This is a genomic window from Prevotella sp. oral taxon 317 str. F0108, from assembly GCF_000162415.1.
Classification (GTDB): Bacteria; Bacteroidota; Bacteroidia; order Bacteroidales; family Bacteroidaceae; genus Prevotella; species Prevotella conceptionensis.
In genome coordinates, this window is sequence record NZ_GG740072.1 from 835,456 (window position 1) to 859,415 (window position 23,960).

The 23,960-nt window shown below is 45.4% G+C and carries 16 protein-coding genes; 4 read left to right on the forward strand and 12 right to left on the reverse strand.

The window, feature by feature from the left end; genetic code table 11:
• Window positions 1-128 precede the first annotated feature (128 nt).
• Complete coding sequence (locus HMPREF0670_RS03000; RefSeq protein ID WP_009229682.1) at window positions 129-1,685, forward strand: PAS domain-containing protein; 1,557 nt, start codon at window positions 129-131, stop codon at window positions 1,683-1,685.
• 345 nt (window positions 1,686-2,030) lie between these two features.
• Here the strand turns inward: HMPREF0670_RS03000 and menA are convergent, their stop codons facing one another.
• The 12 genes from menA to HMPREF0670_RS03060 form a co-directional block, all read right to left on the reverse strand.
• Window positions 2,031-2,957: a 1,4-dihydroxy-2-naphthoate octaprenyltransferase gene (gene menA / locus HMPREF0670_RS03005; protein ID WP_009229683.1), complete on the reverse strand. Its 927-nt coding sequence runs from the start codon at window positions 2,955-2,957 to the stop codon at window positions 2,031-2,033.
• Window positions 2,957-3,829: a type II pantothenate kinase gene (coaW, locus tag HMPREF0670_RS03010; protein WP_009229684.1), complete on the reverse strand. Its 873-nt coding sequence runs from the start codon at window positions 3,827-3,829 to the stop codon at window positions 2,957-2,959. The genes menA and coaW overlap by 1 nt, the downstream gene beginning before the upstream one ends.
• Entirely contained in the window at window positions 3,820-4,515 is a 696-nt protein-coding gene (locus HMPREF0670_RS03015) for a B3/4 domain-containing protein (protein ID WP_009229685.1), read from the reverse strand. Before HMPREF0670_RS03015 ends, coaW begins: the two co-directional genes overlap by 10 nt.
• The gene (gene ligA / locus HMPREF0670_RS03020; protein ID WP_009229686.1) at window positions 4,515-6,512 is read right to left on the reverse strand and encodes an NAD-dependent DNA ligase LigA; all 1,998 of its coding nucleotides are present in this window, start codon (window positions 6,510-6,512) and stop codon (window positions 4,515-4,517) included. Before ligA ends, HMPREF0670_RS03015 begins: the two co-directional genes overlap by 1 nt.
• Before the next feature lie 52 nt (window positions 6,513-6,564).
• Window positions 6,565-7,374, reverse strand: coding sequence for a DUF4738 domain-containing protein (locus HMPREF0670_RS03025; RefSeq protein ID WP_009229687.1), 810 nt, complete (start codon window positions 7,372-7,374; stop codon window positions 6,565-6,567).
• A gap of 22 nt (window positions 7,375-7,396) precedes the next feature.
• Window positions 7,397-8,713 (reverse strand): UDP-glucose dehydrogenase family protein, encoded by a 1,317-nt coding sequence (locus HMPREF0670_RS03030; protein ID WP_009229688.1) that lies wholly within the window; start codon window positions 8,711-8,713, stop codon window positions 7,397-7,399.
• 41 nt (window positions 8,714-8,754) lie between these two features.
• Window positions 8,755-9,303, reverse strand: a complete 549-nt coding sequence (gene rfbC, locus HMPREF0670_RS03035) for a dTDP-4-dehydrorhamnose 3,5-epimerase (protein WP_009229689.1) — start codon at window positions 9,301-9,303, stop codon at window positions 8,755-8,757.
• A gap of 1,575 nt (window positions 9,304-10,878) precedes the next feature.
• Window positions 10,879-11,952, reverse strand: coding sequence for a thiamine-phosphate kinase (gene thiL, locus HMPREF0670_RS03040; protein WP_009229690.1), 1,074 nt, complete (start codon window positions 11,950-11,952; stop codon window positions 10,879-10,881).
• Between the two features lie 210 nt (window positions 11,953-12,162).
• Window positions 12,163-12,927 (reverse strand): purine-nucleoside phosphorylase, encoded by a 765-nt coding sequence (locus HMPREF0670_RS03045; RefSeq protein WP_009229691.1) that lies wholly within the window; start codon window positions 12,925-12,927, stop codon window positions 12,163-12,165.
• Window positions 12,857-14,035, reverse strand: coding sequence for a tetraacyldisaccharide 4'-kinase (lpxK, locus tag HMPREF0670_RS03050; RefSeq protein WP_009229692.1), 1,179 nt, complete (start codon window positions 14,033-14,035; stop codon window positions 12,857-12,859). Before lpxK ends, HMPREF0670_RS03045 begins: the two co-directional genes overlap by 71 nt.
• Before the next feature lie 8 nt (window positions 14,036-14,043).
• On the reverse strand, window positions 14,044-15,819 hold the full coding sequence (sppA, locus tag HMPREF0670_RS03055) for a signal peptide peptidase SppA (protein ID WP_009229693.1): 1,776 nt from the start codon (window positions 15,817-15,819) through the stop codon (window positions 14,044-14,046).
• Window positions 15,820-16,478: 659 nt separating this feature from the next.
• The gene (locus HMPREF0670_RS03060) at window positions 16,479-18,038 is read right to left on the reverse strand and encodes a C10 family peptidase (protein ID WP_044077649.1); all 1,560 of its coding nucleotides are present in this window, start codon (window positions 18,036-18,038) and stop codon (window positions 16,479-16,481) included.
• Between the two features lie 652 nt (window positions 18,039-18,690).
• Between HMPREF0670_RS03060 and HMPREF0670_RS03065 the strand changes: the two genes are divergently transcribed.
• The 3 genes from HMPREF0670_RS03065 to HMPREF0670_RS03075 all read left to right on the forward strand — a co-directional run bounded on the left by HMPREF0670_RS03065 (window position 18,691) and on the right by HMPREF0670_RS03075 (window position 23,246).
• Window positions 18,691-19,617, forward strand: a complete 927-nt coding sequence (locus HMPREF0670_RS03065; RefSeq protein ID WP_009229695.1) for a magnesium transporter CorA family protein — start codon at window positions 18,691-18,693, stop codon at window positions 19,615-19,617.
• 113 nt (window positions 19,618-19,730) lie between these two features.
• Window positions 19,731-21,494 carry a DUF349 domain-containing protein gene (locus HMPREF0670_RS03070; protein WP_009229696.1) on the forward strand — a complete coding sequence of 588 codons (1,764 nt, stop codon included), beginning with the start codon at window positions 19,731-19,733 and terminating at the stop codon, window positions 21,492-21,494.
• A gap of 54 nt (window positions 21,495-21,548) precedes the next feature.
• Window positions 21,549-23,246, forward strand: coding sequence for a putative transporter (locus HMPREF0670_RS03075; protein WP_019188362.1), 1,698 nt, complete (start codon window positions 21,549-21,551; stop codon window positions 23,244-23,246).
• Window positions 23,247-23,960 lie beyond the last annotated feature (714 nt).

The following is a 23,960-nucleotide window of genomic DNA, read 5'->3' on the forward strand; positions in this document are numbered from 1 at the left end:
GCTAACCATCATAACCCATCACCCCAATCCTTAACCTTTTTTAAACCCGCGAAGTAACAATTGTTACCAAACAAACAACATTTTATAACTAAATTTGCAACGTAATCGAAATTAAAATAAGACCAAATATGGAACATAAAATGAGAGGTTACCTCCCGCCGATGGACCCAGAAAAGCTTAAAGCGCTTTTCGAAATAGAGAATGCATTCAAGTCCGGACAGCTATCTGCCGACGAGGCCCGACAGCAAATTAAAGAACGTGTAGGCAAAGTTAGTGCCTACCACGTGGCCTACATAGAGCAGACAATGACCGAAGAGACCAGCGACGAATGCATTCGCGAAGATGTACACGCTATAATCAACATGCTGGGCGACCAAATAGACAACACGATGCCCAATCTTCCGGCCGACCACCCCATCATGCATTACCTTAAAGAAAACGAGGAAATGAAGCGATTGCTCTTAGCGGTGGAAGACTTGGTGCAATACCCGATGATTAAGAACCAATGGCTTGAGCTATACGATAAGATTAGTCAGTACCCCATACACTACAAACGCAAACAAAACCAACTTTATCCCATGCTTGAACGCAAGGGATTTACACGCCCCACAACAACAATGTGGACCTTCGACGACATGGTGCGTGATGAAATTCGTGAGGCAGAACGCCTGCTGCGCGAAGACCAAGAAGACGCCTTCATCAAACAACAAGAACGCGTCCTACTCTACGCACGCGACCTAATGGAGAAAGAGGAATTTATCCTTTATCCCACGTCGATGGCCCTTATCAGCGAAGAAGAGTTTGAAGACATGAAGAGTGGCGACCAAGAAATTGGCTTTGCCTTCTTCGAAGTGGAACACAAAACCACTGAAAACAAGGTGGGAACCCAACCGAACGAACAAAATAACTTTGCCAACGATTTGCAAGCCTTGCTCACAAAATATGGGTATTCGGCTGCCGGCGGAGGAGACAAGTTGGATGTTACCACGGGCAAACTAACGCTCGAACAGGTGAACCTCATTTACAAACACCTGCCCATCGACATCTCCTTCGTGGACGAAAACGAACTGGTTTGTTTCTACTCAGACACCGACCACCGCATTTTCCCACGCAGCAAGAATGTCATCGGACGAGAAGTAATGAACTGTCACCCTCGAAAAAGCGCACATATTGTTCGCGAAGTGATAGACAAACTAAGGAGTGGCGAACAGGATAAGGCCGAATTTTGGATTAACAAGCCAGGATTGTTCATCTATATTATATATGTGGCCGTACGCGATAAGGATGGAAAGTTCCGTGGCGTACTCGAAATGATGCAAGATTGCACCCACATTCGTGCATTAGAAGGCTCGCAAACACTGCTTACATGGAGCAATGGCGACACGTCTGAAACCGCCGAACAAAGCCACAATACGCAGGAAACGCGAGTTGAAGATACAGAAACCGAAGACGAAGAGACGACAGAACCCGTAACAGAGATTACTCCTCAAACTCGTCTGAAAGATCTTCTCAAGCAATATCCCACGCTTAAAAGTCGGTTACCCGAGCTCAATCCCAAGTTTAAGATGCTCAACACGCCGCTAGGCAAAATCATGATGGGCAAAGCTAACGTGCAAATGATGAGCGAACGCTCTGGAATACCGCTCGATAAACTTATCGAAGGGATAAAGAAACTGATAAGCTAAAATCTCAATTAGGTATATAGGCAGGATAACACAACCGTCAGCCAGCTGAATGCAAACATGCACTTCTGCTGGCGGACTTTTTTATTTGCATACATCTAATTCCAATTATTGCTGTCCGGTAAAATCAAATTGAAAGGCACTAACTATAAAAGTGCGTAATTCATCTTGGCTTTTCTCTCTTCCTTTCTTCTAGAGAAAAATTAGTATGGTTAGTCTTGTTCTTCAACAATTCATTGATGTTTTCTATGATAACACCAGCCTGGCGTTCCCTTCCCGTTCTTGGCAAGTCCATTAAATCTTTGTTGAATATCCTTCTCATGTTGTGGCGAAACGTACGGTTCTTTTTTATCTTAGCATTGTATCAAACAACATTCCTATGGCCGTGGCTACCCCATAGGCGGTGATGTTGGCTGCTGTTTTGCCTAATACTTTGTTTAAAGCCTTGCCTTTGCGGATAGCCTTCATCGTATTAAATGTCTTTATGTGCAAGGGGATATAGCATAACGAGAAGGCAAAAGCGAAGTAATGTCCTGCAAGGATGAAAGCAAAGCCCGACAGCAAAATGGCAAAAAGGCCAACAAAGAGATAAAGCCATAAGGTACGTTCTATGCCTAACCTAACGGCAAGCGTGCGTTTGCCTGCCTCAATATCATTTTCGATGTCGCGGAAATTGTTTACTATCAATAAGGTATCTATCACAAAACCGCAGGCAAGAGCTAAGGCGAAAGGTTCGGCTGAGAAGCTTAATGCAGAGTGTGGAAGGGCTAAAACGTAGGTGCCATAAACAGGAACAAGGCCGAAAAACACCAACACTAGTACATCGCCCATACCTTTATAAGAGAGATGAGTGGTGTATAGGAAACAAAAGACAACGCATACCAATCCTACCAAGATGGTTATCCATCCGCCAAAGAAGATAAGCGGCAGACCGATGAGGCAAGCCAAAAGGGTTGTTAGATACAGGGCACACTTCATTTTTGCAGGCGTTATCCAGCCTTGTGCACAAGCTCGTTTAGGGCCAAGGCGCTTTTCGTTGTCGTTTCCTTTGCGAAAATCAAAGTAGTCGTTAACAAAGTTGGCATCTATCTGCATCACGAAAGCAAAGAGAAAGCAAAACACAATGGGTAACAACCTTATCTCGTTGCCGGTTTTTAGATAGGCAGACATGGCTCCAAGCAATACGGGAACAGCAGCACCAGTAAGTGTTTTAGGCCGTGCAGCCAACAACCAGGCCTTGGCAGAGTTGGTTTTTATGGTTTTATTTGTATTCATTATTTGCATTTGCCGTAGTGGTGTTGCCCCTTCTGTTTCTTTTCGAGTATTCCTTGATAATAATAAAGGGCTGCGCCAATGGCCGTGCAGAACTCGCTGTGCTTAGGGATGCGAAAATGTACATGATAAAGCCTTTCCATAGCTGGGAAAACGTCTTTGCATTGTGGCAAAAGGGTTAGGTTGCCAATGAGCACATATTCTTTTATGCCTGTATTTAGCGACGAAAGGATGGTGCCACTGCCGATGGATTGCAGCACCATACAGATTAGTCCGAGGGCGATGTCTTCGCGAGATGCATTGCTTTTGGCGTTACCAAAAAGACTTGCAGTAGCATCCATTGGCAAACCTGACAAGGGTTGTGCGCTGATATCGCCGATAAGCAGGTTGATATTGGTGATGTCGCCTTGCAGGGCAAGTGTCGACACCTGCTTGATATCGTCGGTTTTGAGCAAAATACGCGACAGGCCTTGCAACGTTCCACCGCCGATACCGATACCGCCGATGTGTTCAATGCGGTCGCCATCGCATTGAACAAGCGACGTTCCCGTGCCCATACTTACCACAATCATACGGTCGATCTCCGTTTCATAGCGTGCGCCAAGTCCGTCGGCTAAGAACTCATCGGCCTTGTTGGTGGGCAATCCGTAGATGGGTTCGTTGATGTAAGCAGCGCCAACTCCGGTTAGCATCACGTGTTCAACTTCTTCCAAAGAAATCTTATTGTCGTGCAGATACTTACCAAATGCTCCATAAAGCGAAGTTACAGGGTCGGTGGCCTTGATGCGCAAGGGCGAAATAACAATGCCATCCTTGTTTATCCCTACAATCTTTGTGGTGCTGATGCCCACGTCTATGCCGATAACTATTCCCATGTTTTGTTTGAAGTGTCTGGTTTGAAGATAAAGAATTGTCCGCCATCGCTTTGACAATGAGTGCGCAACAAGTCCGAAATGAAGATGGCGTTTTCGCGAACACGAGCCTCATTGCCGTCGTAACCATTGATGAGCATCAACAATTCGCAGGTGTCTAAGGTCAGTTTGGTGCGTTCGTTGTCGCTTGTGGGGGTGCCAATGCCACCCAGTTCGTCGCGATATACGGGCAAGCCCTCGATATTTAATGTGCCTCTCCCAATGCCTTCGTATGGTTCGCCCGCTTTGCCTACGCCTAATTTCAGCGTTGAACCTGCGATTTTGGAGGCGTCGAAACCGCCTATGCTGTATCCATGTACAATGCTAGCCAAGTTTATAAGGTCTACCAGGGTGTTGGCCTGATAGAGATTTTTGCCCTGTAACAGTCGTCTGATGAGCGACTCGGATGCTGGGCGGTATCGCGAAGGGTCTTTTCCCAAGGCCTTATACACCTGTCTTGTGGCGGCAATGCTGGGCTGTTGTTTCAGCGATTCGGTGGTGAGAGTCTGCCGAAGTTGTGCTTGTGTGGCCTCGATCTTCTCCCATAGGTTTGCATCGAAGGTCGTGTTAGCCACCTTAGCCACAAGACATGCACCCACAAAATTGGGACAGACCGCAGCTATTTCGGGCAAAACAGAAACGGTTATCATTATTCCAACATTTTAAGAAAGGCGCTTTCGTCTATCATGTCGATGCCCAACTGCTGTGCTTTCTGCATCTTTGATGGCCCCATATTGGCTCCTGCGAGGATGAAAGACGTTTTGCTGCTTATCGAACTGACGTTCTTTCCGCCGTTACGTTCAATCATCTCCTTATATTCGTCGCGGCTATGCTGCTCGAAGACACCGCTAATAACGATGTTTTTGCCAGCCAACTTTTCGCTAGCGGGCTGTTGTTGGTCGACACTTTGCGACATTTGCAGCCCATATTGGCGAAGTCGTTCGATAATGTTGAGGTTCACTTCATCGTGGAAAAAGCGCACAACGCTTTCTGCTATCACCGTGCCTACGCCTTCAACTTCAACAAGTTGCTCGGGTGTTGCAACCATCAGCGCATCTATCGACTTGAAGTGCTTAGCCAATAGCTTGGCCGTTGTTTCGCCAACGAAACGTATTCCGAGTGCGAAAAGCACACGTTCGAAAGGCGTAGACACAGAATCTTGAATGCCTTTCACAATTTTTTGGGCCGACTTCTGCCGTGTTCCGTCGCCATTTATTTGCTCTGTGCGTATCTCGTAGAGGTCGGCCACGTTGCGAACAATTCCTCTGCGGAAGTAATCGTCCACGGTTTCAGGACCGATGGAGTCGATATTCATGGCTTTTCGGGCGATGAAGTGTTCGATACGGCCTTTAATCTGCGGTGGACAACCCGTGTCGTTGGGACAATAATAGGCTGCCTCGCCAGCGTATCTCACCAATGGGGAGCCGCATTCGGGGCAGTTACTGATAAAATGAACTGGTTGGAGATTGGGCGAACGGTGACTAACGTCTACGCCAACAATCTTTGGAATGATTTCGCCACCTTTTTCTACGAAGACGTTATCGCCGATATGGAGGTCGAGACTGCGAATGAAGTCTTCGTTGTTAAGGGTTGCACGTTTCACCGTTGTGCCTGCTAGCAATACGGGTTCCATGTTGGCAACGGGCGTTACGGCACCTGTACGCCCCACTTGGAAAGTAACCTCGTTCAGGCGAGTGCAAACGCGTTCGGCTTTAAACTTGTAAGCGATGGCCCAACGTGGGCTTTTTGCAGTAAAGCCTAGCTGTTGCTGCTGGCGCAAGCTATTTACTTTTAGTACGATACCATCGGTGGCAACGGGCAAATCGTGGCGTGCGGTATCCCAATGGTTGATAAATTCGTATATTTGTTCTAGCGATGTGGCCTTATGCATGCCTTGGCTCACCTTAAAACCCCATGTTTCGGCTGCTTTTAGGTTTTCGTAATGGCCGTCGGAGGGCAAATCATCGCCAAGAAGATAGTACAAGTATGCGTCTAGCTTGCGTTTGGCAACAAGTCTCGGATCATGGCTTTTTAGAGCACCTACAGCCGCATTCCGTGGGTTGGCAAGTAATGTTTCTCCAGCCTTTTCCAATTTAACGTTCAGCTGTTCAAACACTTTCCAAGGCATCAGTATTTCGCCTCGAATTTCAAATTCGTTGGGGTAACCAGTGCCGGGAAGTACAAGTGGAATGGCACGAATTGTGCGAACGTTAGCCGTTACGTCGTCGCCTTGTTCGCCGTCACCACGGGTAACGGCCCTAACAAGACGCCCCTGCTCGTAGGTTAACGAGATGCTAAGCCCGTCGTATTTCAGTTCACAACACACCTCGAAAGGCTGTCCGCCAAGGTCTTTGCTGACGGTAGCGTACCAACTAGCCACCTCTTGTTCATTATAAGTGTTGGCCAACGACAGCATGGCGTATTTATGTTTCACTTGTGTGAAACCCGTGCTGAGGTCGCTACCCACGCGTTGGGTGGGCGAATTGGGGTCGTACACTTCGGGATGCTTGGCCTCCAAGTCTTGTAACTCGCGCATTAAGCGGTCGAACTCTTGGTCGGACAACGTAGGCGAGTTCTGCACATAGTACAAGTAATTGTGGTGGTGGAGCTGTTCGCGCAGTTCCTCAATTCGTTTAATCTCTTCCATTTGCGCTGTTGTGTTAGGGTTGGACATTAGAATGTGGGCGTATAACTATTAACTATTTGCCAAGCTGCATTTTAAGCTTGCCGGTGGGCGAAACACTAACTTCTACCACATAGTAGCTGGGCGAATCGGGCATGGCCAGCAAGGCGTTGAAGTGCACACCAGACTTATCTACGCCATAGAGCGTGAGGTCGCTAAGGATAGCTTGCATCAAGAAATCTTGGGGAACGAACTTGTTGAAGTCGTTTTTCCTGAAATCGTGAGAGAAAAGGCGGTTTGCGCCAGAGTAAACCGTGAGATTGACGATGTTGTCGTGGTAAACGTTATCCACTTCTACGCCCTCATCGTTGTAAGTAGCCTTGATAACCTTGTAAGTGGTAGGGTTAACCTGGATGTAGCATCGATAACGCATATCCTCGTACGAAACAAGTGTGTCTTTTTTTATCAGCTGGTTTTGGTTTAGCACTTGCGCCTTGTTGTTATCGAATTGAAACTTGTCGAGTGCATCTTCACTAAGTGTGAGTTTCACCGTTTCGCCATTCGAATTGTTAAACATAAAGAGGTGGGGTGCCTGCTTAACGATGGGGTATTTCACCGTATCGTCGGCTCCATGAATAACTAGCGTGTCCCTGAATATCTGAAAATAAGCAGGAGAGCTAGTCGAATCGGGATAGTAGATGGTGTCGCCTTTCACCTTAAAGGCCACACTCTCATCGTCGGCATTTATCCAAATGCCTTGCAACATTTGTTTGGCTACCTTGTCTTCTTCCACTTTCCCTTCATTCTTGGGCGTTTTAGGAGCACAGGCCACGATAGCCGTCGCGGCACATAACAAGGCAAGGATGTTGTTTGTTCGTAAAATCATCTTATGTGTACAATCTGTAATTCTACCGGCCTATGCTGTGATAGTCAAAGCCGTAACTTTCTAATTCTTTCTTCTCAAATATGTTTCTGCCGTCGATAAGCAGCTTTCGGTTCATCACTTTGCCCACAATCTCCCAGTTGGGCAACCTAAATTCGTTCCATTCGGTGAGCAACAATAATGCGTCGGCATTGTTAACGGCATCGTACAGGTCGCTCGCATAGTTCACCGTTGTACCAATTCGCCTTTGGCATTCGGGCATAGCCACGGGGTCGTACACCTTAATACGGCAACCAGCTTGCCTAAGCAGCTCGATAGTTACTAACGCAGTAGACTCGCGCATGTCGTCGGTTTCGGGCTTGAACGATAGTCCCCATAGGGCGATGGTCTTGCCGTTAAGACCTTCTTTGGCAAAAGCGGCGGCCAACTTGTTGAAAACTACGTGTTTCTGGGCTTCGTTTACACGCTCAACGGCTTTGAGAACCTCCATAGAATAGCCCATGTCGTCGGCCGTCTTGATAAGTGCCTTGACATCTTTGGGAAAACAACTGCCACCATATCCACAACCTGCGTAGAGGAATTTTCGGCCAATACGGGTGTCACTTCCTATGCCGGCACGCACCATATTCACGTCTGCCCCTACCCGTTCGCATAGGTTTGCGATGTCGTTCATAAACGATATTCGGGTGGCCAACATGGAGTTGGCCGCATATTTTGTCATTTCGGCACTGGGGATGTCCATGAAGATAACTCTGAAATTGTTGATGAGGAAAGGCTTGTACAGGCGTGTGAGCAGTTCTTTTGCCTTTTCGCTCTCCACGCCAACCACTACGCGGTCGGGACTCATGAAGTCTTTGATGGCGTTTCCCTCTTTAAGGAACTCCGGGTTACTGGCCACATCGAACGTTACGTCGGCATGCCGCTTGTCTAATTCGGCCTGTATGGTTTCGCGTACAAGCTTGGCCGTGCCTACCGGAACGGTACTCTTGGTTACCACCACCATGTATTTGTTGAGGTGTTGGCCAATGGTTCGTGCCACCTGCAACACATATTTAAGGTCGGCACTGCCGTCTTCGTCGGGCGGTGTTCCAACAGCCGAAAAAACGATTTGCTGCTCGTTAAGGACACTTTCCAAAGAGGTAGTGAAACGTAGGCGACCTGCTTTGACGTTTTTAAGCACCAATTCGTCTAGACCTGGCTCGTAGATGGGTATCTCGCCGCGCTTTATTCGTTCTATTTTCTCGGTGTCTACGTCTACACAAGTAACGCTCGCACCAGTGTCTGCAAAGCATGCACCCGAAACAAGTCCTACGTATCCCGTTCCTACTATAGCTATATTCATAGGTTAACTTTCCTCCTCTTTAGTTAGTTTGTTCGCCTTTGTTACTCAAAGACTTCTGCCTCGCCCAGGCTTTTGCCTTTTAGGTCTTTCGCACTGGTTACAATCTTGTCGTACTCAATGGGCCATTCAATGCCCAATGTTTCGTCGTTCCACCTAATGCTGGTTTCGCTTTGCGGGCAATAAACGTTATCTACCTTATATGTAAACACCGCCTCGGGGCTCAACACGAGAAAACCATGGGCAAAACCGCGAGGTATAAACAATTGTTTTTTATTCTCGTCGCTCAGTTCTACGGCCACATATTTGCCAAAAGTGGGCGAACTCTTGCGCAAATCTACGGCTACATCGAGAACCCTTCCCTTAATGACACGTACCAATTTGGCTTGCGATGCCTCACCTTTCTGATAGTGAAGGCCACGTAACACGCCAAAGGAGGATTTCGACTCGTTGTCTTGAACGAAGTCTACTTTACCAACATGTTTTTCAAATTCTTCTTTTTTCCAGGACTCGAAGAAATAACCGCGCTCATCGTTAAAAACCTTTGGTTGGATAACGAAAACGCCTTGTAGTTCTGTTGCTATGTATTCCATCGTGATTTATTTTGATGTACAAAGATAGTACAAAACAAAGAAACGACAAAAGAAAATTGATAAATTAGCCCTTAGTTGGCGATAAGTTAACTATTGACCGCCGAAAGAATGCCCAAACGCATAAACAGGTAAGCATAAAAATGGGTGGCGACACTTACTTGGCCAATACCCAATTTGTTTTTAATCTTCATGTTGCCAAGATGTGTTTTAGTGCATTCTCTATATATCTGGTAGATGAAAATTTCCTTCTAGGCAAATAACAGGCGTTAAGTACAGATTGAGTAATATGTAGATATATAACTGATAAACAATAAGTTATAATAAAATATTTTTCTTTTAAAAAGCGTATTAAGTTGCCATCTCTATCTTTATCTTGTCTATAAATTGAGAGTAGTTTGTTATCTTTGTGATGCCAACACAAGATAAACACCCCTTTCACATGCAAAGTGCTGACAAATCAATTTACTGGCTTGTAAACTCCTGAAAACCCAACAACTCCCGATTGTATCAACTCATCAGTTCAAAAGCCCACCTACTCATCAACTCACAACTTGTCAACTCACAACCTCACACCCCCTCAACTCACCGACTCAAAAAACAACACCAACTCAAAAAACAAAAATAACACCAACTTGTCAGCTCACAACCTCATCAAGTCACAAACTCAAAAAATCAGCAACTCAAAACTTAAATTATTATCTTTTATTTTACAAACACACTCAGGATTTAACTCCATTCTAGCGAAAATATCGGCCAAAAAGTAGGTAAAATGATACTATTTCTAGTCTTTCACGCCTTTCGCTTTGTCTTCTTTTAAGAATAAGACCTGCGTTTTGCACCATTTAGCCTTTCTAGTTTGGTCGACATCTCGTAATTTTTCAATCCCAATTGCCCGCTTTTAACCCCTAAAACCCCACTTTATAGCGACTATTTCGCCCTTTTCTGCCATGTTTTTAATGGTTCGAAAAGGTATTATCCATCTCTTTGCAGTGAATTTTTATGCGTATTGTATCGCATTTAGCACCATTTTGTACTGCATTTAGCACCATTTTGCCTTGCGTTTAGCACCAAAACGCCTTGCATTTAGCACCGAAACGCACTGCATTTAGCACCAAAACGCACTGCATTTAGCGGCATATTGCGGTACATTTAGCCGCTAATAGCCCCAAAATGGGTGCAAATGACAGTTCCTTTAAATAAATATTCATTTTGCCGTATGCACATGCTACCCCCTTTTTGAATCAAAACTAACCTTCGCGAGAATCGATTTTTTGTGCCAAGGTGGACGATTGGTAGACAAAAAGGGCACTCTTAATGTTAAATTTCTTACTAAAAACTAGACAAAAAAAACAATCATGTGTGTATGTATGTGCATGTGCAACGGCTTGAACAAACCCACTAGAACAAGGCACACTTGCTATGGGATATAACAAAAACTCCCGATTTCATCGTGAAATCGGGAGCTTAATAAGAAGCACCATCACATGGAATGCAAATGGTAGTCCTGCTGTTTGAAAATTGTATTTCAAAGCTTTTGTTCTCATCAGAGAATGGCATACGGGATGCCTTAGAGACCTATTGCCCTTGTAAAGGGTTCCAACCTTGGGCTGTTATCTCGAACTCGGTACCATCACGAGCGACAAGCTGTTTACCAAACTCGGGCTTTGTGATATGTCCAATGAGTTTGACGCCTTCCATTTGCTCGATTTTGGAATGGTCGCCAATGGGAACGGTGAACAGCAACTCATAGTCTTCGCCACCATTCATGGCGCAAGTGGTTACGTTCATATTCATCTCTTCGGCCATCACCGCTGTTTGATAGTCGATGGGGATGTTCTTTTCGAAAACCCTACACCCACAGTTACTTTGGTCGCAGATGTGCAACAGTTCGCTACTAAGCCCATCAGAAATGTCCATCATCGCGGTAGGCTTGATATTAGCTTCGCGCAATCGCTTAATGATGTCGCCTCTGGCCTCTGGCCTTAATTGTCTTTGCAAGAGATATTCCTTACCGGCGAAGTCGGGTTGGAAGGCTTTTAGCTGTTGTAGAGCCAGTTGGTCGTTCTTCTTTCTGGCCTCGTCTACTTGTTGGTAATATACGGTTTTCTCCCTTTCGAGAAGTTGTAAGCCCATGTAAGCCGCTCCTAAATCACCAGACACACATATCAAGTCGGTGTCTTTTGCGCCGTTGCGGTAAACAATTTCATTTCTCGGAGATTCGCCGATACAAGTGATGCTAATGGCTAAGCCCGTGTAAGACGATGTAGTATCGCCGCCAACAATATCTACCTTCCATTGTTCGCAAGCAGCGCGCAGTCCTGCGTAAAACTCTTCAAGGTCTTCCACCTTAAAGCGTTTGCTTAGTGCCAAGCTTACGATGAGTTGGCGAGGAGTGCCGTTCATGGCGAAGATGTCGCTGATGTTTACTTGTGCCGACTTGAAACCTAAGTGGTACATGTCGATGTAAGTGAGGTCGAAATGCACGCCTTCCATCAACATGTCGGTGCTGACAAGCACCTCGCTATCGGGATAATGCAGCACGGCACAATCGTCGCCCACGCCATATAGGGTTGCGTCGTTGTTGGTTTTGAGGTCTTTTGTTAGGCGCTTTATCAGTCCAAACTCGCCAAGGGCGGATATTTCTGTCATTGTCTGTTATTTATTTCTAGGGATGAATGCCAGCCGTTACTTGCATTTACAAAAAGCAATTGCTTTGTTTTGGCTGGCAATATGGCAGGACAAACACCATGTTTTGATGTTTGCCATACTGAGTGGAACGGCATCTCGATTGCCACAAAGGTTGTGGAAAAGCCGATGCCGCCCCTCTATTCAGTAGATATTGAATTGTAACTATAATCCTTAGCTACGCTTGATAATCTCTCTCATTATCTCGGTCATCAGCGGTTGTGCCTTGTTTGCGGCCACCTGAACCTCCTCGTGGCTTACTTCCACGGGCTGGTCTTCCAGTCCAAGGTCGGTGATGATGCTCATTCCAAACACCTTAATGCCGCAATGACGTGCCACAATAACTTCGGGAACGGTACTCATGCCAACGGCATCGCCGCCCAATCTGTGGTACATCTTATACTCGGCAGGGGTTTCGAAGGTTGGACCAGATACGCCAACATAAACACCGTGAACCACTCTTATGCCCTTTTCTTTGGCTATTTGGTCGGCCAGGTTGCGCAACTGCTTGTCGTAAGCCTCGTGCATGTCGGGGAAACGCGGACCAGTTGGGAAATTCTTTCCACGCAAAGGATGTTCGGGGAAGAAGTTGATATGGTCGTCGATAATCATCAAATCGCCGATAACGAAGTTGGGATTCATGCCACCCGATGCGTTAGAAACGAAGAGTGTCTCGATACCTAGCTCGTACATCACACGTTCGGGGAACGTAACTTCCTTCATATCGTAACCTTCATAGAAGTGGAAACGCCCTTCCATAGCCATGATGTCCTTGCCACCCAGCTTGCCAAAGATAAGTTTTCCTGCATGTCCTTCGACAGTGGAAACGGGAAAATTAGGTATTTCGTTGTAGGGGAACTCGTATTTGTCAGTTATTTCTGAAGCTAATTGGCCCAGCCCCGTTCCGAGAATGATTGCCGTTTTGGGACTTGTTGTCATCCTTTGTTTTAACCAGGATGCTGTTTCTTGAATTTTTTCGTACATAGTTTATAATTTTATTGTTAAAGCTTTCCTCCTGTTCCAGCATAAATTGGATGCGTACTGGCAAGGCGTACATGTTATCCTTAACTTCTTGTTCGAATCCTTCTATGAACTTGATGCGCGATGCATCTTTCTCTGTGGTGATGATTATCTTTGGCGAAGGAAGTTCGGCGAACTTGTTGTTAATGGTGCGAACATCCTTTTTTGAGAAGTTATGATGGTCGGGAAAAGCAAGCTGGTGCAGGTTGAATTTGTACACAGCTAAGTCGGTTTGCATTTGCTTTGGCGATGCAATGCCTGTGAGCAGCAACACATTGCATGCCTTTGGCAAGCTGTTCAGTGCAATGGAACCCTTTCCGTAGACAGGTTTTAGGTCGTCGTACACCAACGTGGTGAAGTAGAGCGACTGATAAGGATAGAGGTCTAGGGCTTTCATCAGCACCCGATACTCCATTGGTCGCAGGTCTTTGGGGCATTTGGTGATAATCACAATGTCGGCTCTCGACTTGCCTTCTTGTGGTTCGCGCAAACACCCAGCAGGTAAAAGCTTGTCATAGATGATGAGTCGGTGATAGTCTACAAGGAGTATGTTCACCCCTGGCTTAACGTAACGGTGCTGGTAAGCATCGTCTAACAATATCACATCAACGTCTTTTGTTTGTTCATCACTCGTTAATCTGTCTATGCCCCGCGTTCTTTTCTTATCTACGGCCACATACAGTGTCGGGAATTTCTGCTTCATTTGGTAGGGTTCATCGCCAATTTGCGACATCGTGCTTTCGTTGCTAGCCAACACATAGCCCTTACTCTTTCGCTTATATCCTCGCGAGAGAACGGCAACTTTCATCTTATCCAGCAGTAGCGACACAAGATATTCCACGTGTGGGGTTTTGCCTGAACCGCCAACGGTGATGTTACCCACTGATATTACGGGTATATCGAACGCTCTGGACTTGAGCACACCAAGTCTAAACAGCAGGTTACGAAACCCTACGCCTAACCCATAGAGCCAGCTTAAAGGCGTGAGCCATTCGTGGATTTTGATGAAATCGCCTTCTGTCCTCATGTTTATTTTTATCTGATATTAAGTTCTAACGGCAGACGAGCTTGTATGGCTTCGCGCTGATTGATTTTGCGAATAAGCATGAAAGGCTCGTAAGCGGCACCAAGAGTTAATCGTAATTGTTCGTCAAGCGTGTTGCGTGGAACCACACTATTGAACAATTGGTCTTGCCAACTAGCCGGTGCAGGATATTCGGACACGCCGTAATCCTTGATTTTAGCTAATTGTGCAGCCTTTTCTACGGCATCTTTGATACCTCCTAGTTGGTCTACAAGTTTAATTTTCAAAGCATCTGCGCCTAGCCACACACGTCCTTGGGCTATCTTGTCTAAGTTGGTAACAGGCATTTTCCGCCCTTGGGATACGCGATTAAGGAAAGTTGCATAGCCACGATTGATATAACCTTGGAGCATAGCCATCTCTGCTGTATTGAAAGGGCGTGCAGCAACGTTGCCAAAGGCACTGTTGGCGTTGGTTTTTACCTCGTCGAACTTCACTCCAAGCTTTTCAGTAACTAGCCCGCTAAGGTCGGGGAACACGCCAAAGATGCCGATACTGCCAGTTAAAGTGTTGGGTTCGGCCACAATCCAGTTAGCTCCACAACTCATATAATAACCTCCTGAGGCTGCATAGTCGCCCATCGACACAACTACGGGTTTCTTCTTGCGCAGTTCAGTCACTTGATGCCAAATTTGTTCAGAGGCATAAGCGTCGCCTCCGGGTGAGTTAACACGCAGCACAACGGCCTTAATGTCATCATCATTCTTGAGGTCTTCAAGGTCCTTGCAAATGTCTTTCGACACGATATTGGTGCTATTGTTAAACATTCCGCCTGGTGCAATCTGTACAATTTCGCCCTCAGCGTAGTAGATGGCGATGGTTCCGTCGTCGGTGTCAGCGTCTTGTGACACATTGCACATCGCCGTAACGCCTACTTGGTTGATGCTTTTGTCGGAATCGATGCCAAGCAGTTTCTTCACTTCGCCTTTCACTTGGTCGGCATAAAGCAATTTGTCTACGAAACGTTTCTTTACAAGGCTCTGTGCATCGGCAAACAATTGATATTCGTCAGCGTATGTGTTAAGGGCGGGAATACTTATCTTCCTACTCTCGGAAACGGCCTTACAAACATTGGCCCATAGTCCATTGAGATACATAGATACTTGTAGGCGGTTGGCATCGCTCATCTTCGTTTCGGTGAACATCTCCGTTGCACTCTTAAATGTGCCCACCTTCGCAACTTGATATTTCACGCCGAACTTGGCGGCGAGGTCCTTAATGTAATAGGGTTGCGAAGACAATCCGTGCCAATCTACCTGCCCTTGTGGGTTAAGGAAAATGTGGTTGGCCACGGATGCCACGTAATAGCAGCCTTGGGTGTAGGTGTCGCCATAGGCAACAATCCATTTGCCGCTCTTCTTAAAGTCGGCTAAGGCATCGCGCAACTCTTGCAGTGTGGAGAATCCTGCCACCAATGGCCCTGCTTCAAGGTATATTCCTTTTATGTCGTCATTGTTTTTTGCTTTTCTGATGGCCAGCAACATGTCGTTCAGCCCATTGTTTTCGATGGTGTTGCCCGATAAAAAGCCCAACACGTCTGGGGCAGCCATCTCGCTGATGGTACCAGAAAGGTTGATTGTCAATACGGAATTGTCTTTCAGTTTTGTCTCTGTGTCGGCCGAAGCAATCATGCCAATGATGCTCATTATCATGAAAGCAAAACAACAGAGGCAGAAAATAAGCACTCCGAGGGCGGATGCAAGTGCGGATTTTAAGAAATCTTTCATACAGCAATGATATAATAGGTTATGTGAAAGTTGCACCATCGTGCAAGGTCTTGCGCGTTATCGTTCAGCATGTCGCGATACGCGCATAATTGCCTTGATGGTGGTGTTTGTATGCGCTATTGTGCAAAGTTATTGATTTTACAGCGAAAGGCATCATCTTTTTAGTGTTTTTTAAGGGGTTCAAGATAAAAACCATTCCGAGACAACTCTTTAATGGAGGTGATAAGTAAGATCGGTTTTGTTAGGTTGTGAATGTTATCCTTGCGGTAGGTTTAATAGCGTGTGTTTGAAGAATGCGGGATAACCTAATGCCAAATAATGAGTTATTCATTGTACATGACAACCAATTGGAAAATGCTTAGAGCAGTTGGCCCGACATGGAGAATTAATTCTTAAACCAAGGAAGGCGCGTTTTCGTTATACCCTACGTACAAAGCCAATGTTTGTCTGGCCATTGCAAAGGTTAGAAAACGCGCATTTCCTGCTATGAGAAACGAAAATTGACACGACCAAGTGAAAACAGGACGTACCCAAAAGTAGCATCGTCCGCTCGACACCACACCTTGTACATGGTGTGACGTGGTAGGCTGACGAACGTTTTTCGACCATATTATTCGGCGGTGGATAAAGATATTCACAACAACTGCAAGCCTTCAAACTTATTTTTCCTTAGCGCTTAGCCTTGTATTTGCGTTAAATGTATAGTCCATGCGTTTGTCTTTCCATTCATACGTCTCAACACTCACCTTGTTTTTAGAAACCACAAGCGTTTGTGTGTTGCTGTAAGCAATGGGTTGCCAGCCAGAAAACTTATCGGGTTTGGCCACCAATTCGTTGGAGACAGGTTTCACCGTGTACGTGCCATTGGGCAGTTCGGCAAGGTTAATGTTGTTAAACCGAAGATCCTTGGTGATGAACATGCTCGACCATTGCAGGGCCGGGTCTTTAAATTCCACAACTTTAATCAGCTTACCTTTCATATCATATACCGCCAATCCCACCTTACCTGTAAAGAGACCTAGGTCGCCATTGCTTTCGTTGTATGTACCGATATTCTTCAAGCAGGCTTGGATGGGGAAGTTTCTGGGTACCTCGTGCTGTAAGAACTTAAATGCATCAACAGCTTGTGCCTCCAATCCCCTAATGTTTTTAAATTGGACATGGCGTCCAGTCTTAGGATGAGCCAGCACCGCTTCCATTTCCAAGGCGAAGATATCGGTGCCAAAGACTTCGTCGTCGAGCGGAGTGTAGAGCGTGGCAAAGTCGAACCAACCATCGTTTTCGCCTGCCCACCCCCAATTTACGTGGATGTAGCCTTGCTTGTCGATGCCATCGAGCAAGAACGAATGACTGCTTTCGCCAATGAGTACGGGGTAGCCATTGGCCAATTCGTTAATTACAAGTTCATAAAACATCCCTTTGGGCATGTATTCCTTACTAATATGTTTCACTGAATAGTCAAAATTCTTGCGCAAGGCATCTAATGCCCACTGCATGTTAGATATGCTTCCTTTGGCTTCGTACTTCATGTTTACAGCCTTCCCCACATCGCTAAGCAGCACGCCAACGGCATCTTTGCCCACCTCGCCCATCTGTGTGCTATTGTCTTTTATCTCATTCCACAGATAAACACTACTCTTTTGGGCATTCGTTCCTGACTGATCAACAAACTTTGGCGGACGTTTAGTCGGCCATTTGTTGTAGTACATCAGTTGAGAAACTGCTGTTGCAACACAGCCAGTTGGCATGTTCACGTTGTTGTCTTTTGGAGTATGGAGTTTGAAAGGCATTTCTTGGTTCCAAGTACACGACAAGAGCGGCTTTATTTCTTTCTTCACATTTAACACAGACTTTGAAAATCCAACCCTGTTGCAGCGATATGCCATTACCAACAGCTCGTAATGGCGCAGCAACGAATAGAAATAGTCGGGCAGCCTGGCCTCGTTTGGCGTGAACCGATTGCCATATCCCAATATTGGTGGCAGGTCGCTTTCGCCTGAAACGATAACAAACCCCTTGTGCCCGCTGTTGGTGAATATATAGAATGCGGGGTCGCCCTCAGGCTTTAAGGTACTTCTTGTTACGAGTTCGGGCTTTTTAAAGTATTTACTTGCAATGTCGAACGCTGCTCCTTGGCTCACCTGTACTGCATTGGCACAGGTGAAATGAACCAAAAATGCAATGAGGCAATATGCCTTCTTGATGTTATTATTTTTCATGATGCACGGTACAAATAGATGTTATCAAGGCGTTGTTTCCCCTCTATTGATGTTCATGGCCTTCTATTCCCTTATTGGGTGCGTTTCATGGGGCACTGCCTTTCAGATATTAGCTGATGCAAAGATATGGAAAAGTTTTATTCTTTACAAACTTTGGAGTGCATTTATTTTGCAATTCACATTTATTTACCTATTATTTTTCTGTTATTCCGTGGCACATAGATGAGAGGTGGAAAGACTTGATTTTCAAATGGCAAGAACATTTCTGAAAAGCATGTCATTTATTGTTACCTATCATGTTTGTTAGGCCTTTAACTCCTACTCTTTCTACAGCCTCTTATAATATAAGGTGTAGATTAGGTAAGGTAAGCCTGAAATATATTAAAAACAAAAACCTCATTGAAAATGAATTGACAATTAAATTCCATACCATTGAGCCAGGCATGCCCCTCGTCATGCAAACAAACCCTTTACGATAAAGTTTTTTAAGAAAACCCAATCGTTGTTTCCTTATTTTTGATTACCTTTGCACCATAGAAATAATAACACCCAATACATGGACGATTATCATTCGGATAGATTTATCTTTTTTGTAGGAGGTTAAGCTCAAACAGGCTAATCTTCTGCTCCGTTTTATTTGAAGATTAGCATTATGAGAACATATTGGAATTTCAATTCTGCATTAAAGGTCATTGACGAGTGGCAACCCAATTGCTGGATACAGGTTACGTGTCCAACAGAAGAAGACCAAGCCCTTCTTGAAGAACGTTTTAACATTCCCGACTATTTCCTTTCAGACATCAGCGACACCGACGAGCGCGCCCGTTACGAATACGACGACGGCTGGATGCTCATCATCCTTCGCATACCATACGTTAAGGAGATACGTTCGCGAACGCCATACACCACCGTCCCCTTGGGTGTCATTCACAAACGCGACGTAACCATCACTGTCTGTTATTACGAAACCAATATGATGATAGACTTCGTAAGCTATCAGCAGAAACGAGGAGCGGGCTTCACCGACCATGTAGACATGATATTCCGTCTCTTTCTCTCGTCCGCCGTGTGGTATCTAAAACGCCTTAAACAAATAAACATCCTCATAGAGAAAGCAAAACATAACCTAGACCAAGACGTAAACAACGAGTCGCTAATCGGACTGAGCCGCTTACAAGATTCGCTTACCTATTTCAACACTTCCATTCGCGGTAACGAAAACCTACTGTCGAAACTAAAATTCAAACTGCAAGTGGACGAATTGGATGCCGACCTCATCGAGGATGTGAGCATCGAAATGACTCAGGCAAGAGAGACGACAAGCATATATTCGGACATTCTCGAATCTACAATGGACACTTATTCGAGCATCATCAACAACAACATGAATACAGTGATGCGTACACTAACCTCGGTGAGCATCATTATGATGTTTCCCACACTCATCGCCTCGCTTTTCGGAATGAACCTCATCAACGGAATGGAGCAAAGCAAGTGGGGATTTGCCGTGGCCATCATCCTCTCGTTCCTTGTTTCGGGGCTGTCGTGGTGGATTTTGCGGGCGAAACGTTTGCTTTAAAAGTAGAATAGTAAAAAAAGATGTACTAAAATTAGGTGCTTTCGACTTTTTTATTTAAGTTTGCACCGCAATCAACCAACGTGTAATTGTTATAATCAACTAAATCATAATAAATGATGGACTCTCAAGAGAAAGCCCTGCTAGAGAACGCAGCAGACGATACTAGCAAAAAGACCTATAAGTCTAAAGAAGAAATTCTAAGGCGAGCAACAGAGATTGTGGCCGAGAACGAGACACCAGACAAAGAGGAAATAGATAACCTTAAAACCACATTCTACAAACTGCACATTGCTGAACGCGATGCCGAACAAAAAGCATATTTGGAGAATGGCGGCGACCCTGAGGCCTATCAAGTGTCACCCGACCCCATTGAAGAGGCGTTCAAAGCACAGATGGGCGTTATAAAAGAAAGAAGGGCGAAACTCTTTCTGGAACAAGAACAAGAAAAACAAGAAAACCTCCAGAAGAAAACTGAAATCATAGAGAAGATAAAAGCTATGGCTACATCGCCAGATGAAGCCAACAAGTCGTATCAGGCATTTAAGGATTTGCAACAGCAATGGAAAGAAATCAAGGCCGTTCCAGCAGATAAAGCCAACGAATTGTGGCGCAATTATCAACTCTATGTTGAGCAATTCTACGACTTGCTCAAACTTAACAACGAGGCAAGAGAATACGACTTCAAAAAAAACTTGGAGTTGAAAGAGAAACTTTGTGAGAACGCAGAGCGCTTAGCTGATGAGAAAGACATCATCAGCGCATTCCACCAACTACAAGAATTGCATCAGGAATATAGGGAAATAGGCCCTGTTTCCAAAGAACTACGCGAGCAGATATGGGCGCGTTTCAAGGCTGCCTCTACGGTAATAAACAAGCGCCACCAACAACATTTCGAAGAGATGCGTGCCAACGAAGAGGAAAATCTTGCTAAAAAGACTGCTCTTTGCGAAAAGGTGGAGACCATCGTTGCAGCAGAAAACAAAGGCGCTGCCGACTGGGAAAAGCGTACAAAGGAGATTATCGACATACAAGCAGAATGGAAAACCATCGGGTTTGCTCCGCAAAAGATGAATGTGAAGATATTCGAACGTTTCAGAACTGCATGCGATGTATTCTTCTCGCGTAAAGCCGACTTCTTCAAAGCCATGAAAGAGAAGTACGCACAAAACGCTGAAAAGAAGAAAGAACTGGTGGAAAAGGCACGCCAATTGTCTGAAAGCACAGATTGGAAGTCTACTGCCGACAAGCTTATTGCCCTACAAAAGGAGTGGAAAACTATTGGTATGGTGCCTAGAAAGCTTGGCGATAAACTTTGGAACGACTTTATCACGGCCTGCAATCACTTTTTCGAGGCCCGCAATGCAGCTCATGCTGGTACCAGAGGCGAAGAACGCGAGAACCTAAGCAAGAAGAAAGCTGTTATCGCAAAGCTGAAAGAGATGATGGGAACAACGCCAGACAATGCCGCCGAAACCATCAAGCAACTGATAGAAGAATACAACGCTATCGGCCATGTGCCTTTCAACGAGAAAGATAAGGTTTACGCACATTTCCACGATACGGTAGACAAGCTTTACAAGGAACTGAACATTTCGGTAGCCAGCCAGAAACTGGACGACTTTAAGAGCAACTTGAAGAACCTTGCAAAGAAAGGTGCCGACGTGGTTGACAACGAACGTGGCAAGTTGATGCGTCGGTATGAGGCTTTGAAATCTGAAATCCAGACTTACGAAAACAACTTGGGCTTCCTTACCGCCAAAAGCAAGAAAGGTAACAGTCTTGTTGATGAGATGAACAGGAAAGTGACGAGACTTAAAGACGACTTGGAACTCGTTCGACAAAAGATAAAAGCCATCGACCAACAAGAACAAAATTAAATTGCACTCAAACAACATGTTTAACTATTAAAAACAACCCTATCCTCGAAAAAAATGGACTGGTTAATTGCTCTTTTTAACACCAACGACTCAGTGGCGCACATCGTGTTGCTCTACTCCGTCGTCATTGCAGGCGGTGTGTTACTCGGAAAAGTGAAAATTGGCGGAATATCGCTCGGAGTAACTTTCGTTTTGTTTGTTGGTATCCTTGCCGGACACATCAAGTTCACAGCTCCAATTAACATTTTAACCTTTATGCAAGACTTTGGGCTTATCCTCTTTGTCTTCTGTATTGGTTTGCAGGTTGGCCCTGGTTTCTTCGAAAGTTTCAAGAAAGGCGGCATCAAGCTCAACTTACTTTCTGTGAGCCTTATCTTGTTGAACGTAGCTGTGATGTTTGCCTGCTACTTCATCTTCTTCGACACTACGGACGTCAATGCGCTCCCCATGATGGTTGGAACGCTTTCGGGTGCAGTAACGAACACGCCTGGTCTTGGTGCAGCCAACGAAGCTCTATCAAGTATGGAGAAATCGTTCCCCAATGGTCTACCGCAAATAGCTTCGGGGTATGCGTGTGCCTATCCTTTGGGTGTGCTAGGTATTATCGGTGCAACTATAGCCGTTAGGTACATCTGCCGTGTTGACCTGCAAGAGGAAGAGGAAAAACTTGCAGAACAAGAAAACGAAGACCCACACGCCAAGCCACATATCATGCACGTGAGGGTGAATAACTCGTATCTTGACGGACGAACGCTTGGCCAAATCTCCGAGTTCCTAAACCGCGATATGGTATGCACCAGATTGTATCACGATGGGAAAGTGGTCATTCCTCAGCAAGATACAGTGTTCTCGGTAGGCGACGAAGCTCTTATTGTCTGCGCAGAGAGCGATGCGGAGGCCATTCAGGTGTTTATCGGCGAAAAGCTGCCAGAAGAATGGGCTTACGAAGACAAGGAACAGCCCCTTGTTTCTAAGCGCATTGTGGTTACCCGCCCCGCCATCAATGGCAAATTGCTGCGCGAAATGCACTTTACTAGCGTATATGGCGTTAACATCACGCGTATTACTCGCCAAGGCATGAACCTCTTTGCTAGTCCAAGCCACCGTTTCCAAATCGGCGACCGCGTAGTAGCTGTCGGTCCCGAAGACCATGTTGACCGTGTAGCCGAAGTGCTTGGCAACTCTGCTCGCCGTTTGGATGCCCCCAATGTGGCCACAATCTTCATTGGCATCATCGTGGGAATACTTTTCGGAAGCATTCCTTTGCACATCCAAGGCATCCCTGCCGCCCTCAAGTTGGGTATCGCTGGCGGTCCGTTGGTTATCGCCATTCTTATTGGGCGTTTCGGTTATAAATTCAAGCTGATAACCTACACAACCACATCAGCCAACTTAATGCTTCGAGAAATAGGCTTGGCACTTTTCCTTGCAAGCGTTGGAATAAAGGCGGGTGCGCATTTTTGGGACACTGTTATACAAGGTGATGGAATTAAATATGTGTACACTGGTTTCATCATAACAGTTATTCCCATCCTCATCGTCGGCACAATCACCCGATTGGTATACAAGTTTAATTACTTCACCATCATGGGAATGCTTGCAGGTACCTGTACAGACCCACCCGCATTAGCATACGCCAACCAGATTTGCTCGCGCGAGGCACCTGGTATTGGCTACTCCACGGTTTATCCGCTAAGTATGTTCTTGCGTATTTTCACGGCGCAGCTCATTGTACTTTTCTTCTGCGGATGAATTTAAAGTTGTATAGCGACATCGTTTGGGCGAAAGAGTCCTACATTTATAGCTAATAAAAGCCTGCAACCAACTTCTTTGGTTGCAGGCTTTTTCATTAATGAGCCATAGCTGCCTTACATTGCTTTCGCCAATTCGGGATAAGTTCATCGGGTTCGTTTTTTCGATAGCAGTGGTAGTCTGTTTGTTGCTGTCCGCTAAACTTCAAATCGGCTCAGTTCCTCTATCCATAATGCCCATCAATAGGCTTTGCGGATTTCGTTTTCGAAAAGTAAGCCCCCTTTCAAACTATCATTCTTCCCGAAAGTTCTTCTATGTAAGTATTCTTTTGGTGGCACAAGGATTAAATTCAACAAAGTCATGCATTGGCTCAGAATAACGCCCACAAGACTGTAAAACATTTGTACCAAATTTTAACATTATGAGTGCCCTCGCCGTAAAATTTCCAGGCATCGGTCGGATTTTCACGCGTATTTTTAAAGTTTGTAACCTCCTGATTTATCGATGTTTACGATAAATAAGGCCCAAATACATGCTTTTTAGCATGTATTAGTGGTGCAAAACGATATGAAGTGATCAACCAAACGCCACCAAGCAATTTTTCATTCAAAATATTCAAAATGCCTATAAATATCCCTTAAAACGGTGTTTTTTATGGCTTTTTGATGCATTTTGCAGCATTTTACCTCGCGTTTTGGTACATATTACTCTGCG